Source organism: Undibacterium sp. CCC3.4 (assembly GCF_034347425.1).
GTDB lineage: Bacteria > Pseudomonadota > Gammaproteobacteria > Burkholderiales > Burkholderiaceae_D > Undibacterium.
This window is the reverse complement of sequence record NZ_CP133779.1, coordinates 1,858,205-1,877,882: the sequence shown is the minus strand read 5'-3', so window position 1 is coordinate 1,877,882 and position 19,678 is coordinate 1,858,205. Positions and strand designations below refer to the sequence as shown.

At 53.3% G+C, this 19,678-nt stretch carries 16 protein-coding genes and 2 rRNA genes; 3 read left to right on the top strand and 15 right to left on the bottom strand.

All coding sequences use genetic code 11. From position 1 onward, the window contains the following. Window positions 1-20: 20 nt before the first annotated feature. From RHM61_RS08630 to RHM61_RS08585, 10 genes are all read right to left on the bottom strand, one after another. Window positions 21-830 carry a DUF3025 domain-containing protein gene (locus tag RHM61_RS08630; protein WP_322250709.1) on the bottom strand — a complete coding sequence of 270 codons (810 nt, stop codon included), beginning with the start codon at window positions 828-830 and terminating at the stop codon, window positions 21-23. Between the two features lie 5 nt (window positions 831-835). Beyond that, a complete protein-coding gene (pyrC, locus tag RHM61_RS08625; RefSeq protein ID WP_322250708.1) occupies window positions 836-1,888 on the bottom strand; it encodes a dihydroorotase in 1,053 nt (350 codons plus the stop codon). Between the two features lie 112 nt (window positions 1,889-2,000). Then, window positions 2,001-2,729: an amino acid ABC transporter ATP-binding protein gene (locus RHM61_RS08620; protein ID WP_322250707.1), complete on the bottom strand. Its 729-nt coding sequence runs from the start codon at window positions 2,727-2,729 to the stop codon at window positions 2,001-2,003. Window positions 2,730-2,744: 15 nt separating this feature from the next. Then, window positions 2,745-3,437 carry an amino acid ABC transporter permease gene (locus tag RHM61_RS08615; protein WP_322250706.1) on the bottom strand — a complete coding sequence of 231 codons (693 nt, stop codon included), beginning with the start codon at window positions 3,435-3,437 and terminating at the stop codon, window positions 2,745-2,747. 2 nt (window positions 3,438-3,439) lie between these two features. Beyond that, entirely contained in the window at window positions 3,440-4,192 is a 753-nt protein-coding gene (locus RHM61_RS08610) for an amino acid ABC transporter permease (RefSeq protein WP_322250705.1), read from the bottom strand. Between the two features lie 172 nt (window positions 4,193-4,364). Next, window positions 4,365-5,312: an amino acid ABC transporter substrate-binding protein gene (locus RHM61_RS08605; RefSeq protein ID WP_322250704.1), complete on the bottom strand. Its 948-nt coding sequence runs from the start codon at window positions 5,310-5,312 to the stop codon at window positions 4,365-4,367. 191 nt (window positions 5,313-5,503) lie between these two features. Continuing rightward, window positions 5,504-6,400 (bottom strand): amino acid ABC transporter substrate-binding protein, encoded by an 897-nt coding sequence (locus RHM61_RS08600; protein WP_322250703.1) that lies wholly within the window; start codon window positions 6,398-6,400, stop codon window positions 5,504-5,506. Window positions 6,401-6,663: 263 nt separating this feature from the next. Next, entirely contained in the window at window positions 6,664-7,950 is a 1,287-nt protein-coding gene (locus RHM61_RS08595) for a Glu/Leu/Phe/Val dehydrogenase (protein ID WP_322250702.1), read from the bottom strand. Between the two features lie 201 nt (window positions 7,951-8,151). Next, a complete protein-coding gene (locus RHM61_RS08590) occupies window positions 8,152-9,111 on the bottom strand; it encodes a LysR family transcriptional regulator (RefSeq protein WP_322250701.1) in 960 nt (319 codons plus the stop codon). Beyond that, window positions 9,112-10,953: an ABC transporter ATP-binding protein/permease gene (locus tag RHM61_RS08585; protein WP_322250700.1), complete on the bottom strand. Its 1,842-nt coding sequence runs from the start codon at window positions 10,951-10,953 to the stop codon at window positions 9,112-9,114. Between the two features lie 111 nt (window positions 10,954-11,064). Between RHM61_RS08585 and RHM61_RS08580 the strand changes: the two genes are divergently transcribed. After that, on the top strand, window positions 11,065-11,484 hold the full coding sequence (locus tag RHM61_RS08580; protein ID WP_322250699.1) for an acyl-CoA thioesterase: 420 nt from the start codon (window positions 11,065-11,067) through the stop codon (window positions 11,482-11,484). 1 nt (window position 11,485) lies between these two features. Further along, window positions 11,486-13,066, top strand: a complete 1,581-nt coding sequence (locus tag RHM61_RS08575; protein ID WP_322250698.1) for an alkaline phosphatase D family protein — start codon at window positions 11,486-11,488, stop codon at window positions 13,064-13,066. On the opposite strand, the gene RHM61_RS08570 is transcribed toward RHM61_RS08575, so the two are convergent. The 3 genes from RHM61_RS08570 to RHM61_RS08560 all read right to left on the bottom strand — a co-directional run bounded on the left by RHM61_RS08570 (window position 13,032) and on the right by RHM61_RS08560 (window position 18,050). After that, the gene (locus RHM61_RS08570) at window positions 13,032-14,813 is read right to left on the bottom strand and encodes a long-chain-fatty-acid--CoA ligase (RefSeq protein ID WP_322250696.1); all 1,782 of its coding nucleotides are present in this window, start codon (window positions 14,811-14,813) and stop codon (window positions 13,032-13,034) included. The genes RHM61_RS08575 and RHM61_RS08570 overlap by 35 nt on opposite strands. A 190-nt stretch (window positions 14,814-15,003) precedes the next feature. Beyond that, window positions 15,004-17,094 (bottom strand): molybdopterin oxidoreductase family protein, encoded by a 2,091-nt coding sequence (locus RHM61_RS08565; protein ID WP_322250695.1) that lies wholly within the window; start codon window positions 17,092-17,094, stop codon window positions 15,004-15,006. Between the two features lie 44 nt (window positions 17,095-17,138). Beyond that, window positions 17,139-18,050: an NAD(P)-dependent oxidoreductase gene (locus RHM61_RS08560; RefSeq protein ID WP_322250694.1), complete on the bottom strand. Its 912-nt coding sequence runs from the start codon at window positions 18,048-18,050 to the stop codon at window positions 17,139-17,141. Between the two features lie 114 nt (window positions 18,051-18,164). Between RHM61_RS08560 and RHM61_RS08555 the strand changes: the two genes are divergently transcribed. Then, the gene (locus tag RHM61_RS08555) at window positions 18,165-18,698 is read left to right on the top strand and encodes an acyloxyacyl hydrolase (protein ID WP_322250693.1); all 534 of its coding nucleotides are present in this window, start codon (window positions 18,165-18,167) and stop codon (window positions 18,696-18,698) included. Window positions 18,699-19,130: 432 nt separating this feature from the next. Here the strand turns inward: RHM61_RS08555 and rrf (RHM61_RS08550) are convergent. Beyond that, window positions 19,131-19,243, bottom strand: a 5S ribosomal RNA gene (rrf, locus tag RHM61_RS08550). A 195-nt stretch (window positions 19,244-19,438) separates the two neighbouring features. Further along, window positions 19,439-19,551 (bottom strand): 5S ribosomal RNA (rrf, locus tag RHM61_RS08545). Window positions 19,552-19,678 lie beyond the last annotated feature (127 nt).

The window sequence follows — 19,678 nt, the reverse complement described above, 5'->3', positions numbered from 1 at the left end:
CAAAGGCACGGACATGGGAATTATGCGCACTCAATCCGTTTAGCCGGCCGAAACACCGCCGCATCGGCATAAAATGCCGCATCCTGCTGTGCCACCCAGCCGGGAATGCCGGCCACTGGCAGCGGCATATACGCGGCGGTAGTCAGGGCATGCTGCGCCAACTGTGCTGCCACGGCGCTATCGATGATGCCGAGGCGAACATCGGGCGCTTGTTGAAAATACCCGGCATCGACCCGCAGCACCCAACTGTGGGCGCAAATCGCCTTATAAGGTGTCACCAGCTTTTCCATCAAAGCATGACCGAAACTCCACAGCTCGGCAGCTTGACCGAATACCTCGGCTTGCGCCATGAACGCTTCTTGCCAACGATGCGCGCGTAAAGCAGCCAGCAAAGCATCGCCAAGCGCGCCATCGGCGAGCACCAGCACGGCGGCATTTTCATCAAAAATAGTGGCGGCATCACGCGCCGCGCCGCGCGATTTACCTATCCCTAAGGCGGCAATCTGCGCCGCTTGCAAGGCATTGAGCTGGCGTTTGATGAGTGGAAAAGTCAGCCATACCAAGGCATTGAAAAAATCATGCAGATTCTCGCGCGTCGGCACGCCACCGGTGGCGCTGATATGCGCTTCATAAGCGACGCCTTCGGGTAAATCTTGCTGGGCGATAAAATGCAGCGGCAATCCTACATGATTCTGCAATTGCATAGTCTGCGCCAAGCGATTGAGCTCGCTGCGCCAATCGGCCGCCGCCAATACTTGTTGCGCGACCGGGCGCACGGTGTCAAACCACGGTGCGGCCCAATCGATACCATCAAAAAAACGCGCCGACATCGCGCTTATGCCGCCTGCATTTTCCAGTGTATCGTCTCGCCGCTGTTGAGCGGCACGATGCTCGTGTCAGCAAACGGCAATTCATCGGGCATCACCCAATCGATACGCTGCAAGCTCAGCGTATCTGTATTGCGCGGTAACTGATAAAAATCAGGCCCATGAAAACTGGCGAAGCCTTCCAAACGTTCGAGCGCACCAGCTTGTTCAAACGCTTGCGCATACAATTCCATCGCATGCAACGCGGTATAACAACCGGCGCAACCGCAGGCATGTTCTTTCAAACCCTTGGGGTGCGGGGCGGAATCGGTGCCGAGGAAGAAACGCGGATTCCCGGAAGTAGCGGCTTTCAGCAGCGCCAGCCGGTGACTTTCGCGCTTCAACACGGGCAAGCAGTAGTAATGCGGACGGATGCCGCCTTTAAAAATTTCATTGCGGTTGTACAGCAGATGATGTGGCGTAATCGTCGCCGCCACCGGACCGCTCGCTTCACTGACGTAAGCCGCGGCTTCGCTGGTGGTGATATGCTCGAACACCACTTTCAATTCCGGCATATCACGACGCAGCGGCTGCATCACACGCTCGATGAAGACCGCTTCGCGGTCGAATAAATCGATGTCGGGATCGGTCACTTCACCATGTACCAGAAACGGCATACCGAGTTCTTGCATCACTTCGAGCGTGCGATAGCACTGTGTGAGATCGGTCACGCCGGCAGCAGAATTCGTGGTGGCACCGGCTGGATACAGTTTCACGGCGTGGACAAAACCACTGTCCTTGGCACGGCGAATTTCATCGGCCGGCGTATCATTGGTCAGGTACAGCGCCATCAAAGGTTCAAACTGCATGCCTGCTGGCAGTGCTGCCAAGATCCGCTCGCGATAGGCTGCGGCCTGCGCCGTCGTAGTGACCGGCGGCTTCAAGTTCGGCATGACGATCGCCCGCGCAAACTGCGCCGCCGTATGCGGCAGTACGCTGGCCAAGGCCGCGCCATCGCGCAAATGCAAATGCCAGTCATCGGGGCGGGTGAGGGTCAGTGTGAGTGGAGCGGCAGTAGTCATGGCTAGCTTTCGGTTCAAATACGAGTGGTACGATATTTTACCCGTATCGTGGCGAGCGCTCAAAAAAAATACTCCCGGGCGCGCGGCACGGGAGTATTTTTTTCTACACCACTTAATTCGTAATGATTTTCGCTAAGAAGTCACGAGCCCGTTCGGAGCGCGCATTGGTGAAAAATTCTTCTTTTGCACAATCCTCAACGATCAAACCTTTATCCATGAAAACGATACGGTTGGCGACTTTTTTAGCAAAGCCCATTTCATGCGTAACCACCATCATGGTCATGCCTTCCTGCGCCAAGCCGACCATCACATCGAGCACTTCATTGATCATTTCCGGATCGAGCGCCGAAGTCGGCTCATCGAACAACATCGCGATCGGATCCATAGACAGGGCACGCGCGATGGCCACACGTTGCTGCTGACCACCCGACAATTGACCCGGGAATTTATCTTTTTGCGCCAGCAGACCGACGCGATCAAGGTATTTCAAACCACGTTCAGTCGCTTCATCTTCCGAACGACCGAGCACTTTGACCTGACCCAGCGTCAAATTCTGCCGTATCGTCAAATGCGGGAACAATTCAAAGTTCTGAAATACCATGCCTATGCGCGCGCGCAGCTTGGATAGATTGGTCTTAGGATCGCCGACCGAAATACCTTCAACCGTGATCTCACCCTTTTGAAACGGCTCCAAACCATTGACCGTTTTGATCAGGGTCGACTTGCCGGAACCGGAAGGGCCACACACCACCACCACTTCGCCTTTGGCGACCTCGGTAGTGCAATCGGTCAGAACTTGAAACTGACCATACCATTTGCTGACATTATTTAATTTGATCATGTGTATCTCCAATATCTAGCGAATGATCGCTACCTTTTGCTGTAATTTTTTCACCAGGCTCGACAAGCCGAAACACATGATGAAATACACCACGGCCACAAACGAATACATCTCCACCAAACGGCCATCGCGTTGTGCCACTTTCGAGGCGGCGCCGACGAAGTCGGTAATCGATAACACATACACCAGCGAGACGTCTTGGAACAGCACGATGGTTTGGGTGAATAAAATCGGAATCATATTCCGGAACGCCTGAGGCAAAACAATATGCCCCATGGTTTGCCAGTAATTCATGCCCATCGCATAACCAGCCCAAATTTGTCCACGCGGAATCGACTGTATCCCGGAGCGCATAATTTCGCAGTAATACGCAGCTTCAAACATGACGAAAGTAATCAGGCAAGAAGAGAAGGCACCCACCTGCATCGGTTCATTCGAACCGGTGACCCAAGCACCAAGATACGGCACCAGAAAGTAGAACCAAAAAATCACCAACACCAGCGGAACGGAACGCATGATATTGACATAGGTGGTCGCAAAACCGGCCACCAGTTTATTGCTGGACAAACGCATCATCGCCAGAAACGTCCCGAGTACCGTACCACCGAGCATCGCCATCAAAGTCAGCTTGAGCGTAAACGTCATGCCGGTGGCAAACAAATAGACCCAGGAACGCTGGATCACATCAAAGTCAAAATTGGCAAACATGCTTATTGTCCTCCCGATTTGGCAGAACCAGAGGTAATGAAGCCAGGTACCGCCAGGAATTTTTCCAACAGATTCGCTGCGACAATGGCGATCACCGAAACGGCCAGATAGATCAAGGTCGCCGCAGTAAAGGCTTCAAAGACTTGAAATGAAAACTCTTGCATCGAGCGTGCGCTGGCCGTCAATTCCATCAAACCGATGGTCAAGGCGACCGAACTGTTTTTAATGATGGCCGCGACTTCATTCGTGAGCGAAGGAATGATGATGCGAAATGCCATAGGCAGCAACACATAGCGGTACGTCTGCGGCAAGCTCAAGCCGAGCGCCGTGCCAGCCATACGTTGGCCGCGTGGCAGGGCATTGATGCCGGTCGATACCTGCACCGCGACGCGAGCCGAGGTAAAAAAGCCCAGACTCAATACCGCCGTGATGAATGGGGCATTCGGCATGGACTTGAGCCAGTTGCCTATCTCAGTAGGCATCAGTTCAGGCATGACGAAATACCACAGGAACATTTGCACCAGCAAGGGTATATTGCGGAACAATTCCACATACGCATTGCCGATTCGTGCCGCCCATTTGTTGGGGCCCGTACGGATGGTACCGACGATGGAACCCAAGACCAAGGCGATGATCCAAGCCAAGGCGGCTGTTGCCAAGGTCCACAGCAAACCTGAAATCAGCGAATCAAAATAGCTGCCGCCGCCATCTGGCGCCGCCTCCCAAAATATGTTCCAGTTCCAATTGTAATTCATGTCTCTCCTCCCTTGATTGCCAGCATCATCACTCGCTCAGGCCAAACAAACTTACTGCCGTCAGCGCATACCATGCGCACGGCAGATTCAGATTGATGACATTTGCTTGCACCAAACAAAACGGGGAGCGAGCAAGGCCCCCCGTTGTGATGATCATTAACCGAAAACGGCTTTATTTTTTCTTTTTCAATACCGCTTGCTGTGCTTCAGGTACGGCAGCATACGCTGCTGGTTCACCGGAATCAGTTGGCTTGGCGACTACGGCCTTGAAATTATCAGACATTGGCCAGTTCATGGAAATGCCTTTAGGCGGAATCGGTTGCAAGAACCATTTCGCATAGATGCGGTTGATGTCGCCCGAAGTCAACACATTGCTGATCGCTGTATCGACAGCTTTCTTGAAAGCAGGATCATCTTTGCGCAGCATGATGCCGTATGGTTCAACCGACAAAGCTTCTTTGCTGATTTCGTAATCGCTTGGCGCCTTGGAATTGGCAGCCAAGGAAGCGAGCAAAATATCATCCATCACGAAAGCGACGGCACGACCGGTTTCTACCATCAGAAAGGCTTCCGCATGGTCTTTGGCTGGCAAAATAGTGATGCCCAAGTTTTGATCGGCATTCAACTGCGTTAATTGTTTCAGATTTGCGGTACCGGAAGTCGATACGACAGACTTGCCCTTCAAATCAGCCAAGGTCTTGATGTGCGCAGCTTTTTTCGACAAAATCCGGTTGGCTGTGACAAACGTGGTTGGAGCAAAAGCAACTTGCTTTTGGCGTTCAACGTTATTAGTCGTCGAACCGCATTCCAGATCGATGGTGCCATTGGCCATCAAAGGGATACGGGTGGCGGAAGTGACAGGGTTGAGCTTGACATTGAGTGAGCTCAAACCCAGTTGTTTTTGTACCGAAGTGACGATTTTCATGCACAAATCGATCGAATAACCTTCATACGATTGTTTGTCATCCAAATACGAAAAGGGAATCGAGGAATCGCGTACGCCCAGCGTAATGATGCCAGTTTCTTTAATTTTCTTCAGTGTGCCTGTTTCTTGGGCAGAAGCGGTGCCGACCAACAAGCCCGCAGCCGCCATCAATGCCAAAACTTTTAACATTTTCATACTGTCTCCTCAAAGTAAAATCAGAATAGTTGATAACAATCAGTTTATCAAAGCACGCCAGTCACAAGCTTCTTTTTTTACCTGTTTTGATAAGTATTATCACGTACCAAAACAGCAAAGCCTAGACATCTTAATAATTTTACTGTGCTTGGAAAAGAAAATCGAGCGCCAAAAAGCCTCAAAATTACGCATCAGTCGGCAACTTTATCCGAAGGAAAGCGAATATTATCTCTCAGCAAAAAACCCATCGGCATCGCCAAATTAACGCCATTTGGCGGAATCGCTTTTTTAAACCATTTATCATACAGACGCGTGAGCTCGCCGTCATTCATCATGCGCGCCATTTCGCGATCGAGCAAATCCTTGAACGCCGCATCCTCTTTATGCACGACGATGCCATACGGTTCGGTCGACAGCGCATCGCCGACGATGACAAATTTGTCGGGATGACTGCTGTTGGCACGAAAACCATATAGCAACACATCATCCATGGTAAACGCATCGGCCGAAAACTTCTCTACCATGCCAAACGATTCGGCATGATCATTGCCTTCCAATAAGCGCAGGTTCAAGCCGCGCGCCTTATCTCTGTCATTGAGCAACTTGACCGTGGTAGTGCCCTTGGTCGTCACGACTTTCTTATCTTTGAGATCGGTCCAGTTCTTGATGCCGGCATCACTGCGCACGATCATGCGCGTCGCGGCGAAAAAATGGGGGATGATGAAACTGACTTGCTTACGCCGTTCTGCGTTATTCGTCGTCGAGCCGCACTCCATATCGGCATGGCCTTCGGCAATCATGGCAATCCGGGTACTCGGTGTGACCGAAACGTAATTGACTTTCAAGCCCGGCGACTTCAATTCCTTTTTAATTGCGTCGACAAATTTCAGGCAGACATCGATCGAGTAACCCATCGGTACTTTACCCGTCGTCAAATACGAAAACGGTACCGACGATTCGCGATACGCAATCGTCACGGTTTGCGTCTCTTTGATGTGCGCGAGCGTGTCGGCCGCAGCAGTAAGCGGCAAAGCGGCCACCAACAAGTACAGCAAACCTGCCGCCCAGCATTTGTCCAGCATTCTCATACCACCTCCGTTTATCATGTCAACGATGGTAATGAAAAAATCCTTCTATACTCAAGAACTTTATTGCCACAAAGCATATTCAACGCACTTTTTTTAGCACTTGTTACAAATTAGTGTGGAAATAATGTTTATTCATCTAGCAAAAAAAACATATTTTCCTGTTTGTGCATACATTTTGCGCCAGTTATCCAGCCCGCTCAGCAAGCCGCCTCAATCGTCCTGAGCGCGGCCGAAACCAGGCTGGGCCTCGCAAAAAAACCGGATTAAGGATACAGACCGCGCACTTCACGCGCTTGCAACACGCGTGAGCAACCGATAATGAAAGCTGCCGTTCGCAAAGACACTTGCTTCTCTTCCGTCACTTGCCAAACTGCATTGAACGCTTCTGTCATGATGCGAGTGAGACGTTGATTGATCTCATCTTCAGTCCAGAAATAGCTGGAGAAATCCTGTACCCATTCGAAGTACGATACCGTCACACCACCGGCATTGGCGATCACATCGGGTACCACTAATACACCCTTGTCGCGCAAAATATCATCGGCTTGCGGGGTAGTCGGGCCGTTGGCACCTTCCAAAATAATCTTGGCACGTATCTGATTGGCATTGTCTGCCGTGATTTGCTGTTCAAGTGCGGCGGGAATCATGATGTCGCAATTGACGGCCCAGAATTCCTGATCCGGCAGCACCGCTTCGATGGCAGCGAAACCAGCCACACTGCCATGCGTAGCGACATGCTCGAGCAAGGCCGCTACATTCAAACCGTTGGAATGAAAAATCGTCCCGCCATGATCCTGCACCGCCACTACTTTGGCACCCGCTTCGGCAAACAAGCGTGCCGCAATCCCGCCGACATTGCCGAAACCTTGCACAGCAATTTTCGCACCGGTGATGGCCATACCACGCTTAGCCGCCGCTTCACAACCAACCACAAATACGCCGCGCCCGGTAGCTTCGCGCCGCCCCAAACTACCACCCAAAGAAATCGGCTTGCCGGTCACCACGCCGGTAGCGTTGCGCCCCTCATTCATCGAATACGTATCCATCATCCACGCCATGGTTTGCTCATTGGTGTTGACGTCGGGTGCAGGAATATCTTTGTCCGGGCCGATAATGATACCGATTTCGGAAGTATACCGGCGCGTCATGCGCATCAATTCGCCGCGTGACAAGGTCTTCGGATCCACGCGGATACCGCCTTTAGCACCACCGTATGGCACATTGACAGCCGAGTTTTTAATCGTCATCCAGGCCGACAAGGCCATCACTTCTGAGAGTGTCACATCTTGATGAAAGCGCACGCCACCCTTACCCGGACCGCGCGAAGTATTGTGCTGTACACGGTAGCCTTCGAAGTGGGCAATACTGCCATCATCACGCTCGATAGGCACATCGACGATCAAAATACGTTTCGGACGTTTGAGAGTTTCGACCCAGCGCGACAGCGAACCGAGATACGGCGTGACGCGGTCGATTTGCTCAAGATACACCGACCAAGGGCCGGTTTCGCTCGGGGTGAGGTAGGAGGGAATCTGATGCGGTGTGCTCATGTTGAATAGGCCTTCTGATAGGGGAAGTTCAAGAATGGTTTTTTCGGTCTAGCCGGATAGTTCCGGCACACCGAAAAGCCCACGCAGTGTAGTCTTCCGCTTCAAAAATCAGCCAATGCTTTGTTTGCATGAATCTATGCAATGAACGCATAGTTTCCGTTTCACACCATAAAAAGCAAAATAAAGTACCGCTATCAATCGCTATTTTCGATTTTTCTTCTGTACTTTTTTATCATCTCTTGACTGAACTTGCTCAAGATATTCCCACAAACGTGATACCACCGCCTTGCCCGGACGTTGCAAGGAGGGGCGTTCGCGGTACAAACGAATTTCCATCTCCAACTCCCAAGCACCACTCTCTTCATCGGCACGCGCCAACAGTTTTTGGCGTACTTCGCGAGTGACCGCCGAGGCCGGTAAAAATGCCACGCCGCGGCCTTCCAGCGCCATCATTTTCAAACCTTCCGCCATATCGGTTTCATAGCATTTTTCCAAATGCAAAGGAATTCGACCATCATTAAGCACCAAATCGACCATGCGCCCGAGGTAGGCATTATTCGCATAGGCCAAAAATGGCAAAGGTGCCTCGGCCGTTCCGGGCAAAACAAAATCGGGCTGTCCTTGCTTATTGCAACGGGTATAGGCGCGCAGCGCTTCGCGGCCCATGCTGATCATGTCGTACTGACTGGCATCGAGTAACAAGGGTTGGCGCGGATGGTGATAGCACAGCAACAAATCACAGCCGCCTTCAACCAGCGTCATGACGGCATCATGTACATTCAGCGCCAGCAGGCGGCTATGAATTTCGCCGAAGGCACTTTCCAGGCCGGTCAGCCAGCGTGGTACATAGGTCAGTGACAGCGTATGCGGCACGGCAAAATCGACCGTAGTCTGTGGGCTGGTGCGTTTACCGCGTAACAGCGCCCGCGCATTATTAATCTGCCCCAACATCGCCAGCGCCTGCTCGTAAAACACTTCACCGGCATGTGTCAAACGTGTCGGGTAGGAAGTCCTGTCGATCAAATCGCTGCCCAACCACGCTTCCAGCGATTGAATACGGCGCGAAAATGCCGGCTGCGTCACATGACGCAACTCCGCCGAACGGCTGAAACTATTGGTTTCAGCCAGCGAGACAAAATCTTCCAGCCACTTGGTTTCCATTTATATTTCCGCCAATGCGGCGACAGCGACTTCGCTCGCACCACTTTGTTGGCGCTCCCACATACGTGCATACGCGCCTTGCTGAGCCAGTAACAGCGCATGGGTGCCGCGCTCGATGATACGGCCTTGATCCATGACCAAAATCTGCTGTGCATCGACGATGGTCGAGAGCCGATGGGCAATCACCAAACTGGTGTGGCTGCGTGAAATCTCTTTTAATTGCGCCTGTATCATTTGCTCAGATTGCGAATCGAGCGCCGAGGTCGCTTCATCAAAAATCAAAATCGGCGGATTTTTCAGCAGCGTCCTGGCGATCGCCACCCTTTGTTTTTCACCGCCCGATAATTTCAAGCCGCGCTCACCCACCATAGCCTGGTAACCATCCGGCAGCGACTCGATGAAATCATGGATATACGCGGCCTTGGCCACGGCGATAATTTCTGCCTTGCTTGCACCCGGTTTGCCATAACCGATGTTGTATTCAATCGTATCGTTGAACAGAACTGTATCTTGCGGCACGATACCGATGGCAGCACGGACCGAGGCCTGGGTCAGCGCGCGCACATCTTGGCCAGCGATCGCAATCACGCCACTCTCGATATCATAAAAACGGAACAACAAACGCGACAGCGTCGACTTCCCGGAACCACTGTGGCCAACCACCGCCGTCGTCGTACCGGCGGCTATCGTGAAATTGATATCGAATAAAATCTGACGATTACTCTCATAACTGAAATTGACGTGTTCGAAACTGATCGAAGCATCGTGCTTGATACGCAGCGGCAGCGCTGTTTCACTGTCGGCAATATCCTGATTCTGCTCCAACAGAGAAAACAGTTTCTCCATATCGGCCATGCTCTGTTTGATCTCGCGGTACAACACACCGAGAAAATTCAGCGGCACATACAATTGCAGCATGAAAGAATTGACCAACACCAGATCACCCAGACTCATACTGCCATCGATCACACCGGCGGTAGCGCGCCACAATATCAACGTGACGGCCGTGGCGATGATCAGCGACTGCCCGGTATTGAGTAAAGACAGACTGGTCTGCGATTTAACGGCAGCCGCCTCAAAATTCTGCAAGCCTTGGTCATAGCGTTGCGCTTCGTATTCCTCATTGCCAAAATACTTTACCGTTTCATAATTGAGTAAGGAATCGATCGCTTTGGTATGCGCCTTGGAATCGAGCTCATTCATGGTGCGGCGAAAATGCGTGCGCCATTCGGTAACCGTAATCGTGAAAGCGATATACAAAAACAGCGCGCAAAAAGTAATGATGCCAAACCATTTATCATAATGCGTGCTCAAATAAATCAGCACCATGGTAATTTCCAACAAAGTCGGCACAATGCTGAACAAGGCATACGACACCAGCGACGACACCGCGCGCGTGCCGCGTTCAATGTCCCGCGTGACGCCACCGGTTTGACGATTGAGATGAAAGCGCAGCGACAGCGCATGCAAATGACGGAACACTTGTAAGGCAATCGTGCGTACCGCCCGCTGCGTCACCTTGGCGAAGACAAATTCGCGCAATTCCGTAAACATCGTCGTCGACAAGCGCAGCGCACCATAGGCCAACAACAGACCGACCGGCAGGACCAACTGCGCCGCCGGATGGCTGGGCGAAATCGTCATGTTGTCGACTAATTTTTTCAGCAATAAAGGCACGCTGACATTGGCCAGCTTGGCCGCGACCAAAAATGACAAAGCCAATAACACCCGCCATTTGTAGGCCCACAGATAAGGCAACAGGGTTTTGATGGTTGACCAGTCGCCGCGTGGCTGGTCGGCAGCGGGCAGGCTGCGGTTGCCGGTGTTTTCTCTGCGACGCATCGTAGGAGTCTTTTCTTGAAGTGGTTTATCATGAGGTACCGAATGGCGTGCCAATGAAACTGCATCATGCGCCACGCCGAACCAGATTGTAACGTTTTAAGGAAGCTCGCGATGTCTGATCTCATGCAAACTACTCTGCCGCCCCACATGCCTACCCTGCGGGTCATGCCTATGCCAGCCGATGCCAATATCCATGGCGACGTGTTCGGCGGCTGGATCATGTCCCAAGTCGACATCGCCGGAGCGATTCCGGCCGCCCGGCGCGCCAACGGCCGCGTCGCCACCATCGCGGTCAACTCTTTCCTGTTCAAACAACCGGTGTTTGTCGGCGACCTGCTGTCGTTCTATGCCGAAGTCGTCAAGGTCGGCAATACCTCGATCACCATTTCGGTCGAAGTGTATGCCGAACGTAACCGTCTGCAAGCCAGCACCGTCAAAGTCACCGAAGCCACTCTGACCTACGTCGCTACCGATGAAGAGCGCAAACCGCGCCAGATCCCACCGCTGAGCGCACTGGCGACGGTACGCTGAGATGGCGACGCGTCGGCGGTTCCTGCACCGTTCACTGAAACTGGCCGCCCTCGCTGCGCTGGCACGCGCGTTTCCCGGTCAGGCGGCCGAACGCTACAGCGGCGGTTATCCGTTTGCGCTCGGCGTAGCCTCGGGCTCACCACGCCCGGACAGCGTGGTGCTGTGGACCCGCCTGATCGCCGCGCCGCTGGCCGAACCAGTCTATGGCGATACCGTCTACAAAGTCCGCTGGGAAGTCGCGGATGAGCATACCTTCGCCAGCATCGTCGCACGCGGCGAGGCGTTTGCCCTGCCGGAGTTGGCGCACAGTGTGCACGTCGATGTCACCGGCTTACGCCCAGATCGCTGGTACTGGTATCGCTTTCTGCTCGGCGACGCCGTCAGCCCACCGGCACGCACCCGTACTGCACCGGCTGCCGACGCCGCCGTGGCTTTGTTACGCGTTGCGGTGGCCTCTTGTCAGCATTGGGAATACGGCGCCTATGCGGCACATCGCCACATCGCCGCTGCCGCACCCGATTTGGTCGCCTTCCTCGGGGACTACATCTACGAGTGGGGTCCCTACGACCTGCGCCACCCGAACAGCCCACGCCGACGCGACATCGAAAGCAGCAGCTTGGCCGGCTACCGCGCCCGCTATGCGCAATACAAAAGCGACCTGCAACTGCAAGCGGCGCACCACAGCGCACCATGGATTGTCACCTGGGATGATCACGAAGTGAGTAATGACTACGGTAATGACCGCGATGAACGGCTCGATCCTAACTTCATGCCACGGCGCGCCGCCGCCTATCAGGCCTTCTACGAACATATGCCGGTACGCCTGCAGCAAGCGACCGTCACGCCGGCCCAGTTTGCCCATATGCGCTTGTATGATCGCTACGATTGGGGTCGGCTGGCACGCTTGCATGTGCTCGACGACCGCCAATACCGTTCCTACCAAGCCTGTGCCAAACCCGGCCGTGGTGGTTCGAATTTCGTCAGCTACGGCGAATGCAATGAGCTGCGCGATCCCACTCGCACCCTGCTCGGCTACGAACAAGAACAATGGCTGGCGCGTGGTTTGGCAAAGTCGCCCGGTAAATGGAATATCCTCGCGCAGCAAACCCTGATGGCACAATGTAACTTAAGCCCGCTTGGCGCTAATGCCGAAGCACGCTTTTGGACTGATGGCTGGGACGGCTATCCAGCCGGACGCACTCGCTTGCTCGATGACTTACAGCGCTACCAAGTGAATAATCCGGTCGTCCTTTCCGGCGACGTGCATACGTTTTATGCCGCCCATCTGAAACGAGACTTCAACGCCCGCGCCAGCGCAAGCAATCCCCGCATCGCCACTGAATTTTGCGGCACCTCGATCACCTCGAATTCGCGTCCGCAAGAAATTACTGATCAGATCGTGCTAGCCAACCCCCATCTGAAATATGGTCGCAGCGACAAACGTGGTTACATGCTGTTGGAAATTACCGAGAAAAAAATGCTCAGCCATTTCCTCGCACTCGATGACGTCGCCAATCCGGAATCCGGCATCGCTACGCTCAAGAGTTTCACCGTCGAAGATGGCCGCCCCGGCTTGGCGTGAACGGCAGCACTGACGAAAAACAAAAAAGGAAGGCCGCAGCCTTCCTTTTTTTTCCACTCAGCCGGCGCTTAAGCTGATTTTTTTCGTCGCGCAATTCACGCCGCAAAATCTTACCGACATTCGTCTTCGGCAATTCCAGACGGAATTCAATGTACTTCGGTTTTTTGTAAGCGGTGAATTGCTCTTTGCAATAGTCCATCAACTGATCCACCGTCAAAGTCGGATCCCGGCGCACCACGAACAATTTGACCGCCTCGCCCGAATTGGCATCCGGTACGCCGATGCAAGCACACTCAAGCACGCCCGGATGCATGGCGACCACGCCCTCGATTTCATTCGGATAGACATTAAAGCCGGAAACCAAAATCATATCTTTCTTACGATCGACGATCGTGGTGTAACCGCGAAAATCCATAATACCGATGTCACCAGTCTTGAAAAAACCATCAGCCGTCATGGCTTGGGCGGTCTCTTCCGGACGGTTCCAATAACCGGCCATCACTTGCGGGCCACGAATCGCAATTTCACCGGCATGCCCAAGTGGTACCGAATTACCGTCATCATCCAAAATCATGATATCGGTCGATGGGACCGGCATGCCTATGGTGCCGGAAAATTCTTTGGTATTCGCCGGGTTAGCCGTAGCCACCGGTGAGGTTTCCGACAAACCGTAACCTTCAGCAATCGCGCAACCAGTGACCTTGAGCCATCTGTCGGCCACCGCTTTTTGCACTGCCATACCGCCGCCACTGCAAATTTCATAACCAGAAAAATCGAGCTTGGCGAATTCGGGATTATTGAGCAAGCCGTTATACAGCGTATTCACGGCGGGGAAAATATTAACCCTATAGTTTTGCAATTCTTTGATAAACCCAGGGATATCGCGCGGATTAGGAATGAGCAAATTCATCGCACCGATGCGCGTGCCGAGCAAACTGCATACCGTCAAGGCGAAGATATGATAAAGCGGCAAGGCGCAGACGATCACCTTGGCTTCATCTTCATGACCAGACATAGCTGGTGAGAGCCATGCATCATTTTGCAAAACATTGGCCACCACGTTGCGGTGCGTGAGCGTCGCACCTTTCGAGACACCGGTGGTACCGCCGGTGTACTGTAAAAACGCCACATCATCATGCTTGATAATGACTGGTTTCAACTTCATGCCCGCAGCTTGCGACAACACTTGCTTGAAACGCAGTGCTCCTGGCAGCGAAAATGCCGGCACCATTTTTTTTACATTGCGCACAACGAAATTGACCAGCATGCCTTTGAGGCCGCCTAACATATCGCCCATGCTCGCCACCACGATATGCTTGATCGCGGTTTTTGCCAACACATGCTCGAGCGTGATGGCGAAATTTTCCAAAATAAAAATCGCCTCCGCGCCAGAATCTTTCAATTGATGTTCAAGTTCCCGTGGCGTATACAGCGGATTCACATTCACCACGGCATAACCGGCGCGCAGTACCGCCGCCATCACCACCGGATATTGCAAGACATTCGGCATCATGATCGCCACCCGCGCACCCTGCGACAAGCCGCGGCTCTGCAGCCAAGCACCGACTTGTTGCGACAAGCGGTCGAGTTCAGCATACGTCAGAACTGCCCCCATGCAGGCATAAGCATTACGCGGAGCAAATTTTTTGAATGCTTCGTCGAGCATCTGTACCAGCGATTCATAGCGGGTCACATCGATTTCTGCAGGAATCCCTTCGGGATAGGATTTAAGCCAAAACTTGTCCATATACGTCCTCGTCTCTGATTGTTATGTCGTCGTAAATTTTTTTCGCCTCGATATTGTTGCTCACAAGCGAATAAAAAGCATGATCGTTCTTTTTAATCTGTGTACTGCGCCGTCATTGATGCTAGCGACAATGAGGGCACATGGCAAGCGGTTTAGCTGCAAATTGAAACTGTTCTCTAGTAAACGAGCCTCAAGGCAATTCGTTCAGGCGTTCTACTTGCACCAGCACATCATAAAACGTCGGTCCCTTACCCATATCAGTCAAGCCTTGGCTCACCACTTCATTGGCATTTTTATGGTCGCTGGCGAGCTTCTTCCACCATATCGACAAGGCCACCACCAAGCCGGCACGTGCCTTGTCGGTCACCCGCGCACGCGCGACGAAACTGCCACGATCATTGAAAATTCTCAGCATATCGCCATCAGCGATGGCGCGTGCAGTGGCGTCATCGGGATGCATATCGAGATGCGGCTCGCCTTCGGTATCGCGTAAACTCTTGACATTGACGAAGGTCGAATTAAGAAAATTACGCGCCGGCGGCGAAATCATCGCCAAAGGATAATGCTGCGCCAACTGTGGCGCGCTGGCCACCGACTCATGCGGCGCAGTATAGCCGGGCAAAGGGTCAAAACCATCACGCGCCATCGTCGCACTATAAAATTCACACTTACCAGATGGCGTGGTAAACCCACCCTCGGCAAACGGCGCCGCTTTCACGCGTAGTTTTTGCCAACCGGTTTTTTTCAAGGAAGCCCAGTCGAAATGAATCGCGCGTTCATCCTTGTTATTAAAGGCCCGACTGGCCATCTCATCATCGCTCTCAGAAAAACACGGCTCGGTATAACCCATCGCCTGCGCTAGCAAGCGAAAAATTTCACTGTTAGGCTTGGCTTCACCGAGCGGCGCAATCGCCGCATTGTTCGCCATCATATACAAGTGACCATAAGTGCTGTGAATATCGGTGTGTTCAAGCTGCGTGGTGGCCGGCAGCAGCAGATCGGCATAGTCGGCAGTATCGGTTTGGAAATGTTCAAGCACTACCGTAAATAAGTCTTCACGCGCAAAACCTTGCATCACCTTGCCCGATTCCGGCGCGATCGCTACCGGATTGGAGTTATACACAAACAAGGCTTCAATTTGCGGGCCAAACTCGGCCGAACTCGGGCGCAGCAAATCGTCTCCGATGGTACTCATGTTAATGGTCCGACGCGGCAACTCAGCCGGAAACAAATCGGGACGCTGCAAATACGCGGTATTACGCGGAAAACTATCGGACAGCGATAATTGCACGCCGCCGGCAGCGTGCCGCCAAGCCCCGGTCAAGGCTGGCAGACAAGCGATATTCCGTACCGCCATGCCACCACCATGCACGCGTTGTATGCCGTAATTCATACGTATCAGACTAGGCTCACCGCGCTGACCAGCCTGACCATAGGCGCGTGCCAAACCAATCACTTCTGCTGCAGTAATACCGCACACCGCCGCCACACGTTCGGGATCCCACTCGGCCACACGCTGTTTGAGCTCGGCAAAGCCCAAGGTATGCGCAGCGATATAGGCATGGTCAAGCAAATCTTCGGCACACAGCACATGCATCATGCCCAGCGCCAGCGCCGCATCGGTACCGGGTAAGAGTGCGATATGCTGATGACACTTCTCGGCCGTCAACGAGCGATAGGGATCGATACAAATCAATTGCGCGCCCTCTCGCTTGGCTTCCTGCACCCGCATCCACAAATGCAGATTCGAGGCGATAGGATTGCCACCCCAGATGATGATCAAGCGAGCATTCTGCACCTGTTCGGTATCGGTACCGACGCGCGCGCCCAGGGTGTACTTGTAACCGACACCGCCGGCGGTAGCGCAAATGGTACGATCGAGAAACGACGCGCCGATACGATGAAAAAACCGCTGCGCCATGCCATCACCCTGCAACAAGCCCATGGTTCCAGCATAACTGTAAGGCAGGATCGCCAATGGCCGCTCGGCCGCCAGCGGTGCGAGCCGCGCCGCGATAGTACTCAGCGCCTCTTCCCAACTGATGCGGACAAACTGGCCGGCGCCTTTTTTTCCTACCCGTTTTTGCGGATACAACAGTCGTTCCGGATGGTAGGTACGCTCGGTATAGCGCGACACCTTGGTACACAGCACCCCGGCCGTAGTCGGATGATCGGGATCGCCTTTAACGGCAACGGCCTTGCCATCTTCGACCGTCACCAACAAGGCACAGGTATCGGGGCAATCATGCGGACAAACCCCGCGAACTATGGTTGAACTCATGCTTATTCCTGGTGAAATGACAGAGCCATCGCGACGCACGCCGCTCATGGTAATTGATCGGGTAAAGATCCGAGGCGCAGCCCGGGATTGCGCTGTTCGAGTGCCAGCAGCGCGGCCGAATGATCGGCCTGCGGATAATCGGGCAGCAAGCCGGCATAGATCGCCGCCACCTGCTGGCTCAATGGCAGCGTCAGACCGACGGCAGCGGCGGCACTCAAGATATTCTCCATATCCTTGGCCTGGGTCTTGACCTGGCCACCGGGGATGAAGGCACGCTCGAGCATGCGCTGACCATGCACTTCCAAAATCCGGCTTTCGGCAAAACCGCCGCGTAAAGCTTGGCGTACCGCGACCGGATCAGCCCCGCCTGCTTGTGCCAACAATAAAGCCTCGGCGATGATATTAATTGTGCCACCGACTATGAGCTGGTTACACAACTTCGCCAATTGCCCGGTACCGGCCGCACCAACATGGGTGGCCCGCCCGAGTACGTCAAACAGCGGCGCAACCGCATTAAAATCGGCCACTGAACCACCCGCCATGATCGCCAACGTACCTGCTTGGGCACCGATCACGCCGCCGGAAACCGGCGCATCAATGAAGCCGACCGCGCGCGCGGCGAGCATGGCATGGCATTGCCGTGCTTCATCCGGTCGGGTCGAGCTCATGTCGATGACGATCGCGCCGGCGCGCAGCGCTGGAGCGATCTGCTGCACCACTTCAAGTACCACCGGACCGGCATCGAGCATGGTGATCACCACATCGGCCTGAGCCACCGCCGTAGCAGCGTCGAGCGCCAATTCTGCCCCATACTCTTGGAGTGCAGCCGCTTTGGCCGGACTCCGGTTCCAAACCGATAAGCGATAACCGGCAGCGAGCAAAGTTTGCGCCATCGGCTTACCCATCAAACCGATGCCAAGAAAGGCAATGTGAATTGTGTCGCGAGTTGGTGACATTGGTCAGTAAAAGAAAAAATTAAACAGATGCCATTGTAGAGCAGGATGATCAGCGAGGTCGAATCATGCTACCCTAGTATTTTTTTATTTCAGCAAATTTGCACAATGAAAACGATGAATCGAAAAGCTTTGTTGGCCGCCCTCGGCCTGTTGTTGAGCACGACCAGCGCCTACGCGCTTGACTCGGTTTCCGGCGAATTCGCCAGCGGAAATCGTTCGCAATTCGTGCGCGCCGGCGCACAGTGGAACTGGGATAAAGCCTGGTTCCAATCCAATGGCACCCATCTCGGCGGCTATTGGGATGTCACGCTTACTCAATGGCGCAACAATGCCTATCAAGGCGTCAGCGGTGCCACGCAAAACATCACCGACATCGGTATCACGCCGGTCTTCCGTCTACAAAATGATAATAAAAAGGGCTGGTATGGCGAAGCCGGTATCGGCGCGCATTTATTTTCCCATGTCTACAGCAATAACAACCGTCAATTTTCGACCGCCTTCCAATTCGGCGACCACATCGGTGTCGGCTATGTGCTCAACAGTGGTTGGGATATCGGTCTGAAGATACAACATTTCTCGAATGGCGCAATCAAACACCCGAACCCGGGCGCGAATCTGGCTGTCATCAAAGTCGGACGCAGCTTCTAATCTCCGGCGCCAACAACTTAGTGGATCGTCGCAAGCGACGATGGAAAAGACTCTGGAAGGGGTTTGCATCCCCTCCCATCGCGTCGCTCCTTCGTCGCTCTCCGGCCTGAAGAGACTGTCGCAAAAGGGTAGTGAGTCGGTATCATTACCCTGACTGGTGGCCACGTCATTCCTGCGCGCTTTTGGCAGGAACCCAGCGGCGTTCGTGCTTAACTGAAAATGCCAGAAATTGTGGCATTTTCAGTGTAAAAAACGACGCTGGGTTCCCGCCAAAAGCATGCGGGAATGACGAAGTATGCGGTGTTTCAGGTGTAAAAAACGTCCATCAGGCTTTTGCGACAGCCTCTGACGGCCGGGGTTTCAAACCCTAGTCAGATTTTTGATAAAAAAACCCCCGTCTATATCAACAGACGGGGTTTTTTCATATCAAGAGCCTGACGATAACCTACTTTCACACTGGTTGCAGCACTATCATTGGCGCGTAGTCGTTTCACGGTCCTGTTCGGGATGGGAAGGGGTGGGGCCGACTAGCTATGGTCATCAGGCATAACTTACTGGGTAGCTGGAATGCCATACATGACAAGTCCAGCACCCGAATTCTTTACTTCACTCTGCCGCGCCATATCGGTCGCTGCAGCATTGCATATTATTTTTATTATTTACTCTATTACTTGATACTTCCTACTTTATAAAAGCAAAACCCCCGCTCTCACAAGAGAACGGGGGCATGCAGAATAGAAGCCTGACGATAACCTACTTTCACACTGGTTGCAGCACTATCATTGGCGCGTAGTCGTTTCACGGTCCTGTTCGGGATGGGAAGGGGTGGGGCCGACTAGCTATGGTCATCAGGCATAACTTGTTGATTCATTGTGTACCTCCTTACTCTGAGGCACGCAATCAATCCAATTCAGAAGAAGTAAAGTCTTAATAATCTTGTTATTATTTTTTGGTTATGATTTGTACCGAATCATTCCGGC